This is a genomic window from Pseudomonas sp. 4CAES_32.4 (genome assembly GCF_058136335.1).
This window is the reverse complement of record NZ_CM176882.1, coordinates 2,344,948-2,358,195: the sequence shown is the minus strand read 5'-3', so window position 1 is coordinate 2,358,195 and position 13,248 is coordinate 2,344,948. Positions and strand designations below refer to the sequence as shown.

The following is a 13,248-nucleotide window of genomic DNA, read 5'->3' as shown; positions in this document are numbered from 1 at the left end:
CCGCTACTGCATACGACTCACCGCTGCGGCTGGATCGCCCGGTTTTACTGGCGTCAACGCCCCGTCGGCCACGGCAGCGGTGGACGGATGCTGGCGCTCGGTTTCGTCACTGAGGAAGTCGATGATCGACTGCGCGGACTGCTCGTCGAGGCGCAGGTTGGGCATCGGGATTTGCTCGTACTGCTCGTACAGTTGCAGGGCAATCGGGTCTTTTTCCGCGAGCAGGCGATCCGGTTCGCGAATCCAGCGATTCAGCCACTTGGCGTCGCGGTTGCGGGTCACGCCGATCAGGTCGGGGCCGATGCTGCGCATGCCGATGCCCTGACCGTCCTGCGGGCCGAGGCTGTGGCACGAGGCGCAACGGGTGCGGAACAGTTCTTCGCCGGTGCTTGGCGGACGAATGTCCGGGGCATTGGCGTAGCTTTCTTCGATGCTCGGCTGCTTCCAGTTCTGCAGGGTGTTGGCCAGTTGATCGGCGAGGATCCACGGGTTTTCGAACGGCGAGGCTTTCATCCAGCGCCCGGTGGTCTGATTGCCGACGATCAGGCTGAGGTTGTGATCCTTGGTGCGGCCATTGTCGACGCCGTCGATAAACAGCCCGAGCTTCTTGCGCAGGTCGGTGACATCCTCGAATTCGCCGGTGAGAAACTTCCAGCCGGGGCCGACCTTGAAGCGCTGCGAATAGGCCTTGAGCACTTCGGGGGTGTCACTGAGCGGGTCGATGCTGATCGAGTAGAAAAAGATGTCCTGGCCGACCCGGTCACCGAGCAGTTTCTGCACCTGGCGCAGGCGTGCGGTTTCCAGTGGGCAGGAGTCACTGCACGACGTGAAGATGAAGTTGATCACCACCACTTTGTCTTTGATCAGGTCATCGAAGAAATGCACCTGCCGACCGTCCTGATCGGTCAGCAGCGTGTTGGGGAAGTAGTCGCCACCCCACGGGGTGGCGGATTCACTGGCCGCAGACGGGGCGCCGACGCTGGCCTGATGCGCCAGCAGCACGCGGCTGCCGAGCACACAGGCCACCAGCAGCAGCACCAGGTGCATGCCCAGCGCCCGGGAGCGCGGGGTATGCAGCGGTTGGCTGTCGCCATGGCGGCGGTTCATGGCTTGACTACCACTTGTGGACCGGTGCCGTCGCCGTTGCGGAAGGTCGGCAGCGCGGCGGAGTTGACGTAGCGCACACCGTCCCAGCTCGGCAGAGGGGTTGGCATCAATTGCAGTTGGCCGGGTTTCTCCAGGTCCCAACGCAGCAGCATCGAATTGTCCTCATGCTGAGTGTTGTGACAGTGCTCCATGTAGGTCCCGGCGAACTCGCGGAAGTTGATCGCCATCTCGACGCTGTCCAGCCCATCGTTTTCCGAACCGATGCGATAGACGTCCTTGCGCGCCCATTTTTCCCATTCTGGCGGTGCCTTGCCGCCGCGACTGAGGATGATCCCCTCTTCGAAGTGCACGTGTACCGGATGGCTCCAGCCCTTGCCGCCAGCCTTGATATTCCACACTTCGAGGGTGCCGAATCCGGTCACACCGGCGTCGGTCGGGCCGCTGGACAACTGGGTCGAGGCGTTCAGGCGACGCGGGTCCATGTGGTAGCCGAAACCGCCGTCAGTCTTGACCGTCCACGGTGCCAAATCGGTGCCGTCGGAACGGCCGAAGGTGAACGTACGGTGACGGGCCTTGGCCAGCACGGCTTTGTCGGCGGCGTTGTCGCGGTGGAGCTTCAGCGGAATCATCACCAGCCCTTCAGCCTTGCCCGGTTTCGCCGGTTCATACGCTGCCGGATTCATCGCCAGATCCTGGCCGGTGTAAGCCTTGACGTTGAGCTGCAGGAACTTGCCGACCACCGGGTCGCCCTTGTCCCACTGCGGGCCTTTGCTGGTCTGCTTGATCACCGGCAGGTATTTCTCCGAGAGCACGTCGGCCAGCGAGATCACGTCTTTCGGGCCTTTGCCGTCGTCGTGGGATTGCAGGTTGACGAAGAACAGCTTATCGCCAGGCTTGATACCGTTTTTCGAGAAGTTGACGATGATGTCGAAGCGCTCGGCGATGCCCTGCGTCGGCAGGATCGCGTTGTGGTTCTGCTTATCGCCATCAGCGTCGAGGTCCATCGAGCCGTCGAACGGCACGCTGTGTTCCATAATGTTGCCGTCGTTGGCGATCATGTGGAACGGCACGCGGCTGTACGTCAGGCCGGAATTTTTCGGCCCCTGGAACTCGCCGCCGCTGCCTTTGATTTCCCGTACCAGCGCCAGTTTGAAGTAGCGCGACACCGAGCCGTTGAGGATGCGGAAGCGATAACTGCGCGCACGCACGTCGAGGGTCGGTTTCCACTGCCAGTTGACCAGCATCTGATCGCCGATAAAGCCGTCGGTGTTGAACGGGTTGAACCACAACTGCCCTTCCTGATCCCAGGCCTTGTCGGCCAGCACCAGGTTGACGTCGTAGTCGCGGTTACCCCACGGCAAGGCGCTGCCGCTCGGCAAACGCAGGTTGACCCCATCGTTCACCGACTCGTTGCCGCGATCCAGCGCGCTGTAGTAGTTCATCATCGCCGCGTTGCCCTTGTAGACGTTCTGCGCGGTGAAATCGAGCATGTGGTCGTGGAACCAGTGGGTGCTCATGGTCTCGCGCCAGTCGCCGCGGATCTTGATGGTGCCGTTGTCACAGGTCTTCTTCGCCGGCGCCAGGTCGTTGACCCACAGGGTTTCGCCCGGCGCGCAAGGGAACGCTGCGCGCGGGTCTTCGGCCTTGGTGTTGATGCTGTCGTAACCGGCGAGCTGGATCGGCCAGCGATAGTCGTAGAACTGGCCGGGGAAGAAGAAGGCGTTGGCATAGCCGTCGCTTTCTGCCGGCGCGTGACCGTTGTGCTCGTGGGTGCTGATGGTGTGCAGGCCGAAACCGTGGTTGGCCGACGGATCGATTGGCAAGCCGTTGTAGTGGCGCATCATCACCGGTTGGCCATAGCGCACCATCAACAGTTTCGGCGGTAGCGTGCCATCGAAGGTCCACACCGAGTTGTGGTTTTGCACGGGCATTGCCGGGTGAAAGCGCGGGTCGACGCCCTTGGAAGTGCCATCGGTCAGCGGTACGCCAGCGACGTTGTGGTACAGGCCGCCGGGGCCGAATTCGCCGACGGCGTAATGGTGCATTTGCACACTGTCACGCAGACCACCGTTGAGGCGCGCACCGGTCTGCACGGTTTTGTAGGCCGCTTGCGGGTAGAACTCGTTCCAGCGCTGATGCGCCCAGCCTTTTCCTGGTGGTCGCCCTTCAGCGGATGAGCCGATGTGGCGGTTGAGGAACACTTCGATCTGCGCCTGCCACGGGTTGCGGTCGACGATGTTGGAGAACTGGCTCGGGAACGGCGTCAGTCCCGGCTGGCGCAGGAACGCATCGAGGGCAGTGCCGGGTGGCGCACTGCGGGCGACGTTGTTCGGGTCTTGCGCGGGCGCCGGGCCAATCGCGGCCGGCGGGAATGGCAGCGGCGCGGCCGGCGTGGTCGGGTCGAGTTTTTCCGGGCCGAACTCTTCGAACAGGGTCAACTGCTGGGTGAACGGCTGCGCGCCATAGAGCGGGCTCGGCTTGCCGTTGGTGGGGTAGTTGAAACTGGTCTGCACGGTCGGCGGCAGAATGTTTTCCGAGCGAGTCGAGTCGCGGCTGCCTTTGACGCCGTCAGGCAAGTCGAAGGAATCTTCGTTGGCCTCGGGCAGGGTCAGGATGTTGTTGAGCGCACCGGCGCGGTCGGCCGGTTCGTCGTAGTACGCCGACGGGTCGGAAGTTTCTGGCTGTCGCTCGTCATCGATGGGGCTGGCGCGAACGCCGGCCATAGTGCCGAGGGTCAACATCAGAAAGACGCTCAGAGGCGTCAGCAGAAAGGTGTTGCTTGGGTCACGCGTTGTTTTGTCCATCACCAGCCGCCTCATCAAGGAAGGGGTGATGGTGTTTTGCAACTACTGCGCCAAGAAATTATTTCCAGTTGTAACAGAGACTTGAGGACGCTGTGGGTTTCCCCACTCCCCGGTGACCGGGGCTTGACACCCACTGGTGGGGGAAGTTCAGAGGATTTCCGCGGAATTACGGAACGAGCTGGAACGCCAGACGAACGGTGGTGCCTTCGCCTTCGCGACTGTCCAGCGTCACGCCGCCACCAAAGCGTTCCATGATGCGTTTGACCAGCACCAGGCCGACGCCCAGGCCACCGGACTTGGTGGTAAAAAACGGCCGGAACGCCATGGTGCGTTGTTCTTCGTTCATGCCTTTGCCGGTGTCGCTGAGCACCACGCACACGCCCCGGTCGTCGCTCGGTTCCAGGCTGACGGTCAGCGTGCCGCCCTTGTCCATCGCCTCCAGCGCATTGGCCAGCAGGCTGTTAAGTATCTGCGTCAGCTGCACCGGTTGGCTCAATACCATCGGCGTATTTTGTGGGTGGAACACCACCTGCACGCCGGCCCTGGCGATCTGTTGCTCGAAGGCAACGAGGCTTTCGTGCAACGTCGCCACCAGGTTCACCGGTTCCGGGTCATCGTTGAGCGGGCGTAGCGATTGCAGCAGCTCGCGCACCCATTTCGACATGCGATCGACCTGGCCGATGATGTCTTTGATGTTTTTCTCTGCCGGGCCGGCATCGAACTCCAGCGCCAGTTCGGCACTGGACCGAATGGTCGCCAGCGGGTTGCGCAAACTGTGCGCCACCGCTGAAGACATCTCGCCGAGGGCGACAAAGGTTTCATTGGCAATCAGTTGCTTTTGCTGGGCCGCGAGCAAAATCGCCGCGCGCCGCACGATCCAGTACAGCCCCAGATAAATCAGCCCGCCGCCGAGTGCGGTGGCCAGCCAGATCAGCGTCAGCCCGCGCTCCATGCGTGCGATCAGGTCTTTGGGTTCTTTGTAGATTTCGACCATCGCCGTGACGTTCTTGCCCTCGGCGTCGAACAGCGGGATGTAGTTTTCAATAAAGATGTAGTCCGGCGGCGTGATGAACTTCTGCTCTTCACGGGCCTTGTCGACGTCGTGGTAACTGGCGGAAACGGGGATTTTTTCGTTGAAGGCGCGATCGAGGTCTTCGTCGGCATGAATGCTGGTGCCGATGAGCGCGGGATTGGTCGACCAGATCACCTGGCGGTCAGGCGCATAAATGTTGGCGAGAATCACGTCCGGCAAGTGTTCGATGTGATCGAGAAATTCGCCACGGGCATCGGCCCGTGCCTGCGGGCTGACGTCAGGGAAATGCTTGTCCTGACGCGGGTCGAGCAATTCGCCCATGGTTCGCACATTGGGGATGGAGACGTGGCGCACCTCGGCGGAGGCGATGGCCTGAATGAACTGCGCCGTGAGCAAGGCATCGCGCTGCACGCTTTCCTCGATGACGAATCGTGTAGAGACCGCCCCGAGCGCCACAGCGACGGTGCCGATCACCGCCATGCTGATCAGTGAAAACCAGCGCAGCAGGTTGAACGACTGCTTGCGCGAGCTCAATCGGAGATTGCCATCCTCGACCGGTAGCGATTTTGACTGCATGTTCATGGCGGCGACTTCCCGATACGTCCCTATAGGGTTATAGCCCACGGGTGGGGGTTTGCCCGGTTGCGGGGATATCGACCCGATGTACACCTCCCAAACCACCACAAATCCCTGTGGGAGCTGGCTTGCCAGCGATGGCGGTCGGTCTGTGCCGAGGATGTCGACTGATCCGCCTTCATCGCTGGCAAGCCAGCTCCCACAGTTTCTGTATCGACAGATATTCAGTGTTGATCCCCACCGTCCCCGATTCTGGGGAATGACGCCCTTTCCCCAGCCATCCCATCCAGCGCTTCCCAATCGCAAAACCCCTCTACCCCGGCCCTCTCCCGCCCATCCACCACACCTTGGCATGGAAGGTGTACAGGCCCTGTGCAACTGACCCAACCCCAAGGGGCAGGTACTTTGATAGAGGGATTAACTCATGCACCCTTTACTGTCCAAAACCGCGACCGTCCTGGTCGTGAGCGCCTTGGCCCAGGGCATTGCCCAGGCCGCTCTATTTGCTGTTGACCCCGGTCCGTACGCGCCAGCCAACGGCGGTTTCGCCAGTTGGTATCAGGACACCCACGGTCGCACGCTGGATCTGTGCCTGTCCAAAGCACTCAGCTCGCGGGTGCCCAGCGCTCCCGGCGCGCCGTCGTACATGTGCTCGCTGCTGCCAACCCCCGGCGTGTTCGATGACGCCCAGCCGATCGTCTTCCCGAGCAACTTCCCCGATGAAGCGTTCTGGTTCACCGGCGAGACCACACTCGTCGACGCCGCACGCGGCATCGACCTGACCTACGTCAGCGCCATCGAAGCCGCATTCGCTGCCGAAGAACCGGTCGAGGGCGATCAAGTCAGCTTCGCGCGCATCCGTATTCGCGTTGATGTGCCGACCGCCGGCACCTACGTGATCACCCACCCGTACGGCGTCGACGTGTTCAACATCGACACCCCCGGCCGCCGCGCAATCAACATGACCCGCGACATCGGCATCGGCACGCCGAAAACCTACGACGGCGCGCTCAAGGGTGATATCGGCCCGTTCCTGCGCAGCGTCAACGGCCCATATACCGAGACCAACCCGCTGACCGGTGCCGCCGAACAATTCGTCGGCGACCCGAATCTCAGCGAGGCGGTCACTGGCAGCCCGTTCAACACCAACTACGTGCGCATCGAAGGCCCGAACGGGCTGGATCTGCGTTCCACCACATTTGCCGTGTCGGGCAAGTTGTCGACAGTGGTGCGGCCAACGCCAATGATCACCCAGCGCAGCACCTACTCACGCAAGGCCGGCGACAGCGCACCCGTGGCGCAGCAAGACGTGTTCGTCCTTGCACCACCAGCGCCGGGCACCGTCGCCGTGACCAGCACCACCCCAGTGCTGAACATGACCGAAGCCAACAGCACCGGCAGCTGGTACGCGCAATCGTCGGCCAACCCGACCTTGCCAAGCGTTCTGCAAGTCACCGCTGATAACCACCTGGCCATCGCCAGCAGCACGCCGACCACCCTGCCCATGAACCTGACTGACCTGGTGGTGATTTCGCGCGCCGAGTACAGCCTCAGTTCCGGGCAACTGACGCTGGTGGCGTCGACCAGTGACGAAACCTCGCCGCCGGTGCTCACCGCCACCTCCATCAGCGGCGCCGCGATTGGTGCGCTGAGTGGCGACGGCGCGGTGAAAAGCCTGGCCACCGGGATCTCGCCGATACCACCGGCCAAGGTGCGCGTGACGTCGTCCAACGGCGGCAGCGATACCGAAGAAGTGGTCATCGTGCAATGAACGCTCACATGCCCAGATCCGCATCAGGAGGCATCATGAACAAGTGGCCACGCTTCGCGCTCAACGCGCTCGGGCTCGCTCTCTCGCTGACCGGCAGTGCCTATGCGCAACTCGCCGCCGTCGACCCCGGCCCCTACACCTTCGCCACCGGGAAATTCCCGATGTGGTATCAGGACAACAATAATCTGTCGATGGAACTGTGCCAGTCCCGCGCCGCCAGTTCGCGCGTCGGCGTCACCACGCCACCGGCCTACATGTGCACTCTGTTGCCGGAACCCGGCATCTACGACGACAGCCTGCCGATGGTGTTCCCCGACAACTGGCCGCCGGAAGCCTTCTGGTTCCTCGCCGAAACCGCTATCCCCAACAACGGTGCCGGTTTTGGCATGGACGCGTATGTCGCCGGGATCGAAGCGGCGTTCGCCTCGGAAAACCCTGCGGATGGCGATCAGCAAAGTTTTGCGCGGATCCGCATCCGGGTGAACGTTCCCGTGGCCGGCACCTACGTCATCACTCACCCGTATGGCGTGGAAACGGTCAACGTCACCACCCCTGGGCGCCGTGCGATCAACATCACCAAAGACATCGGCATCGGTGCACCGGGCGATTTCACAGGCACACTCAACGGTGCCATCGGCCCGTTCCTGCGCAGCATCAACGGTCCCTACACCGAAGTAAATCCGGACACCGGTAGCGTCGAAACCTTCGTCGGCGACCCGAATCTCACTGAAGCCGTGACCGGCAGCCCGTTCGATACCAACTTCGTGCGGATCGTCGGGCCGTCCGGCGCTGGCACCATTCAGACCAGCCTGTTCACGGTCGCCGGCAAGGTGCTCGACAACCGTCAACAAACTCATGTCGAAATCGATCGCGCCACCTATCGCCGCACCTCAGCGGGTGTGCGTGCCGAAGTGTTCGCCAAGGCTGACACCAGCTCGACCCTGTGCTTCCGCGAAAGCGTCGCGCTGCTGCCCGGCCCACCACCAACGCCGTGCCAGACCAACCTGCTGGGTGACAACACCGGTCTGTTCTTCGGCCAACGCCTGAGCAACGGTGCGGTGCCGCCAGTGGTGGTCGTGACCGCGACCAACCCGGCCGGCACCACACGTCCGACCGCTGTCTCGGCCAAACTCACCGACGTGGTGAAAGTGCAGACCGCGCGCTACAACTGGGCCAACAAAAGTCTGCTGATCGAAGCCACATCGACCGATGAAGTGGCGATCCCGGACATGGTTGCCCAAGGCTACGGACGTCTGTCGAAGACCGGCACCCTGCAGCGCATTACCGTTGCCGACCTGACCCAGCCACCGGCCACCGTGACGGTGAAATCCGCCGCCGGTGGCAGTGACACCGAGTCTGTCGTCGTGGTCGGCACTGCGCCGGACACCGGTGAGAACCAGGCACCGATTGCCAATGCTGACGTCGGCAGCACCAGCTTCGGCGTGCCGATCACCCTGAGTCTGTTGACTAACGACAGCGATCCTGATGGTGATAATCCGCTGGGCATCACCGCACTGACCCAACCGGCTGCCGGCCAAGGCACCGTCGCCCTCAGCGGCACCGCTGCCGTGGTCTACACGCCGCCAGCGGTGGTGAACGCGCCACTGACCACGACCTTTACCTACAAGGCGCAAGACGCCAAAGGCCTGGCCTCGGCCAACCCGGCGACCGTGACGATTACCGTCGCGCCAAACCGGTCACCGACTGCCGTCGCCGACAGCGTCGCCACCCTGGGCGTAGCGATCCCGATCAACGTGTTGGCCAACGACACCGATCCGGAAGGCAACGTGCCGCTGGGCGTCGCCAGCCTGACCCAACCGGCCGCCGGCCGTGGCACGGTCAGCACTGACGGCACGGTGATCACCTACACGCCACCGGCCAACGTGACCACGGCGTTCACCACGACTTTCACCTACATCGCCCGGGACAGCTTCGGCGCCCTGTCGACGCCGGCCACGGTCACGGTGCAAGTGTCGCCACGGCCAGCGGCGGAAACCTTCGCCGTGACCGCATCGACGGTGCAGGCACGCTCCGGCGGGCGCTTCAACTGGGACTTCACCGGCACCTCGTCGGTGACCACCGGCAACACCATCACCGTGCAGGTCACCACCCCGACCGGGCTGGTCACCCTCGGCACCACCACCGTACCGGTGACCGGGCGCTGGCGGCTGACGCTGAACAACACGACGGTGGTGCCATCGGCCAACCCGACCGCGACGATCCGCTCGTCCCAGGGCACCGTGCGCACGGTCTCGGTGACCACGCTGTAAGCCAGCACCCCAGCCACTTTCGGGTGGCTGGGGGCTGAATTGAAACCGGTTAACGCCTGACAGGATGAGAGCCATGAACACGCCGACCGCCGCCCTGCTTTGCCTGCTTCTGCTGTGCAGCAGTGCGGGCGTGCGTGCCGACGACCTGATGGACAACGACGACCTGGCCCCGACCAGCAGCGACCTCGGCGAACTGCCCCCACCCGTGGGTCAGCAAGCCCTGATCGAGCAGCTCGGCCAGGCCAACGTCGCCCTGCTGCAACAGAACGGTCAGTCACTGCTCGGGCAGATCGTGCAGTCGGGCAGCAATCAGGAAGCCTACATCCTGCAACAGGGCAGCGACCTGATGGCGCTGATCAACCAGAACGGTTCAGGCAACGCCGCTTCGATCACTCAGAACGGCAGCCACAACCGCGCGCAGATTTCGCAAAACGGCAACAACAACGACGCCAGCATCGAGCAGGCCGGCGCGGGGCTGCAAAGCGCCGTGACCCAGTCGGGCAACGGCATGAGCGTTTCGGTCAAGCAATATCGCTAAGCACTGCAAAATCATCGGAGAGTTCATCATGTTCAAACTGACGCCCCTCACCGCCGCCATCCTGGTCATGATCAGTGCCCAGGCCATGGCCGACGACAGCCTGTCCACCCAGAGTCAGGCCGGTACGGCCAACATCGCTGACGTGAAACAGACCCAGGCACCGTTCAGCAGCGCCACCCAGACCCAACTGGGCCAGGGCAACGACGCCGCCGCCGTGCAAGACCACGCCAGCAGCGTGATCACCCAGGACGCCGTCGGCGACTACAACGCCGGTTACGCCGAACAGCTTTACGAAGACAACGGCACCATCACCCAGCAACAGGTCGGCGCCTTCAACACCACCCACGCCAGCCAGTCATTGGGCTTCGGCTCACCGAACACTGCGCTGCAACAGCAGCAAGGCACCGGCAACTTCTCGTTCGTCTACCAGGACTCGCAGAACGGCAGCGAAGGCAAAACCTTCCAGTTCGGCGACAGCAACGAAGCCAACATCGAGCAACTCTATGAAGGCACCGGCAACAGCGCCGTGATCACCCAATACGGCACCGCCAACTACGGCACTGCCGAACAAGTGCTGCATAACGGCGGCCAGATCGGCATCAACCAGGCCGGCGACAGCAACTACGCCTACGGCGACCAGCGCAACGGCACCGGCGGCAACATCACCATCAACCAGTTCGGCAACCTCAACGGCAGCGAAATCTGGCAAGACTCGCAACTCGCCAGCCAGGCCACCGTCAACCAATACGGCGACAGCAACGAAACCGTGGTCGACCAAAGCTTCGGCGAAAACAATGCCGCCGCCGTCACCCAGGTCGGCAACACCAACGCGATCTACGCCGACCAGTTCGAATCGGTCAACTCGACGCTGGCGCTGTACCAGGTGGGCAACGGCAACGTGCACTTCACCTACCAGAACGGCGACAGCCACGTGCTCAACGCCACTTCCGTGGGCAACGACAACAAGGTCTACGCCAGCAACTGGAAAGGCCCGCAACACGGCGGCCAATTCGGCAGCGGCCAACGCGCAACCGTGACTCAGGCAGGCAGTGGCAACATCGCCAGCTTCACTCAGGACGGCGTCGGGCATGTGATGACCACCAATCAAACCGGGACAGGCAACAAGACCACGGTCAGTCAGGCTGAGTCCTATAACGAGCTGTACTTTGATCAGAATGGCAGCGACAACATTTTGATTTCCGATCAACGCGGCACCGGCAACATGGTGCAGGGTTCTTCGAATGGCACCGGCAACAGTGCTGAGTTTGATCAATCCGGGACGGGTAACCAGGCGTACACCGCGCAGCTGTACGGCAGCGACAACATGATCACTGTTAAGCAGGCAGATACGATGAACGTGGCGTATGTGACCCAGGGCGGCACGGGGAACATTGCCAATGTCGATCAGAGTGGCGTGACGCAGACGGCGAATATTCAGCAGTTTGGGTCGGCTAACCAGGCGACGGTTTTGCAGCAGTAGGGGTTGGGTGTTGATGGGCCGCGATTCTCTGGTGAGGGGGGTCGCGGTTTTTTTTGGCCCTATGGAACTGGTCAATCTGGCATCGAGCGAATAATGTCGGCCAGATCATCCTTGGTTACTTCATTAGACTTAATAGCGGCGGCAATGTCTTTTTTGGAAAGGGGGAAACGCTTGAAAATTTCTTTCAACGTATCTGCATCAACATCAGACAACCAAAGGGGATCAACAAGTGAACCTTGATGTTTTGGCTCCATTGGAACCTCATCACCAACAATGGGACCATGGTGATTGAAATAAACCATGTACCGACTAAATCCTTCCGAGAAGCTTTTGTCATAGTAAACAGTAGCCCCCATAGGCAGCAGATAGTAATTTTCATCACCGTTCTGCCCACCAATCAACATAGGCTCTCTAGTCTTAATCATTTTCATGCCTTGGGTTCTCGAAAAACCATTAAACATGACAAACATCAGCACTGCGATATTCACAAACACTGAAACAACCAACAAAACGGCAACCAACTTACTTTTTATATACGTTTTTCTTGTCATAGTGCGCTTCCGTGTTTCCTTCAAGCATTGCCTAAAAATCCGCAGGCATGAAAATACCATTTGATCGTTCCCACGCTCTGCGTGGGAATGCCTCTCGGGACGCTCCGCGTTCCAGCTCGCGAATTTGACGCAGAGCGTCAAGGGCTGCATTCCTTTGCTGCGCGTGGGAACGATCAATCAGCCATCCTTCAACTCGACGTGATCCAGCGCTTGATTCACCGCAAGTTCGCCCAGCATGACGACTTGAGCGATGCCCAAGGCGGTTTTGCGCTGTGAGGTTTCCAGCGAGGCGGCGAAGTTGATCAGCATTTCGCTGGCCGAGCCGAGGGTTTCGCTAGCGTTGGCCAGCAGGGATTCGGTGTTGTACCTGGGATTGGCGAGGTACATGGGTTCCGGCTCGTTGGTGCTGGACATGATATGGGCGGTGGGATTGAGGTAGAAATCGAGGGCGCGGTCGGCGGCTTCGTGGAGTTTTTTACTGTCGACTGAGGCGTAGGGGGATGTGGTGTTGGTGTCTGGTTCTGGGGGGTTGGGTGTTGGTTTTTTCATGGTGATTCTCTCTCATTGATAGTTGCAGCTGGTCCATTCGACTTCCAGGAAAAATGGGTGGCAGCTGTACGCAGGCTGGAAATCCGGGAGAGAGCAACCCGGCAGACACGAATGTCTCCCGCGCACAACCGCCATAACAGAGTGCACACAATGAAGTGCGCAAGCATACGTTATGAAAGGCGTATCTGCTCTCTCGTGTCCTCGGGTTTCCATGCCCGGTCGCTGAATTGGCAGCGACGAACACAGGCTAGAGACCGGACGTCCGACGGACAACCTGAAAACCTTGTGGGAAGGTTCTGCAAAATCGAAACATCTTTTAAACATCCCGAATTGAAATACGCACGGGTAGGAGCTGCCGCAGGCTGTGATCTTTTGATCTTGATCTTAAAAAATCAAAGTCAAAAGATCGCAGCCTTCGGCAGCTCCTACAGTGAGCGGGTGCAACCGGCAGGGATTGGTCGTCTGTCAGGCCGCCATCGCTGGCAAGTCGAATCCTCGCACCGCAGCTCCCACAGGGTCTGGGTACATTCGCAATATCTTCAGTGCCCAATAGATAGCTATCGCCAGCA

9 protein-coding genes are annotated in these 13,248 nt (G+C 61.1%); 4 read left to right on the top strand and 5 right to left on the bottom strand.

What is annotated here, in order from left to right; genetic code table 11:
- Positions 1-3: 3 nt before the first annotated feature.
- The 3 genes from AC3Y64_RS10680 to AC3Y64_RS10670 form a co-directional block, all read right to left on the bottom strand.
- A complete protein-coding gene (locus tag AC3Y64_RS10680; protein WP_489987396.1) occupies positions 4-1,107 on the bottom strand; it encodes an SCO family protein in 1,104 nt (367 codons plus the stop codon).
- On the bottom strand, positions 1,104-3,911 hold the full coding sequence (locus AC3Y64_RS10675; RefSeq protein WP_489987395.1) for a multicopper oxidase domain-containing protein: 2,808 nt from the start codon (positions 3,909-3,911) through the stop codon (positions 1,104-1,106). Before AC3Y64_RS10675 ends, AC3Y64_RS10680 begins: the two co-directional genes overlap by 4 nt.
- 166 nt (positions 3,912-4,077) lie before the next feature.
- The gene (locus AC3Y64_RS10670) at positions 4,078-5,526 is read right to left on the bottom strand and encodes a sensor histidine kinase (RefSeq protein WP_489987394.1); all 1,449 of its coding nucleotides are present in this window, start codon (positions 5,524-5,526) and stop codon (positions 4,078-4,080) included.
- Between the two features lie 418 nt (positions 5,527-5,944).
- On the opposite strand from AC3Y64_RS10670, the gene AC3Y64_RS10665 reads away from it, so the two are divergent.
- From AC3Y64_RS10665 to AC3Y64_RS10650, 4 genes are all read left to right on the top strand, one after another.
- Positions 5,945-7,291 (top strand): hypothetical protein, encoded by a 1,347-nt coding sequence (locus tag AC3Y64_RS10665; protein WP_489987393.1) that lies wholly within the window; start codon positions 5,945-5,947, stop codon positions 7,289-7,291.
- Between the two features lie 35 nt (positions 7,292-7,326).
- Complete coding sequence (locus AC3Y64_RS10660) at positions 7,327-9,561, top strand: Ig-like domain-containing protein (protein WP_489987392.1); 2,235 nt, start codon at positions 7,327-7,329, stop codon at positions 9,559-9,561.
- Between the two features lie 73 nt (positions 9,562-9,634).
- Entirely contained in the window at positions 9,635-10,099 is a 465-nt protein-coding gene (locus AC3Y64_RS10655) for a curlin (RefSeq protein ID WP_489987391.1), read from the top strand.
- A 28-nt stretch (positions 10,100-10,127) separates the two neighbouring features.
- A complete protein-coding gene (locus tag AC3Y64_RS10650; RefSeq protein WP_489987390.1) occupies positions 10,128-11,579 on the top strand; it encodes a curlin in 1,452 nt (483 codons plus the stop codon).
- A gap of 71 nt (positions 11,580-11,650) precedes the next feature.
- Here AC3Y64_RS10650 and AC3Y64_RS10645 read toward each other — a convergent pair whose 3' ends face one another.
- Positions 11,651-12,307 carry a hypothetical protein gene (locus AC3Y64_RS10645; RefSeq protein WP_489987389.1) on the bottom strand — a complete coding sequence of 219 codons (657 nt, stop codon included), beginning with the start codon at positions 12,305-12,307 and terminating at the stop codon, positions 11,651-11,653.
- Positions 12,308-12,679 (bottom strand): DUF6124 family protein, encoded by a 372-nt coding sequence (locus tag AC3Y64_RS10640; RefSeq protein ID WP_489987388.1) that lies wholly within the window; start codon positions 12,677-12,679, stop codon positions 12,308-12,310.
- Between the last annotated feature and the right edge of the window lie 569 nt (positions 12,680-13,248).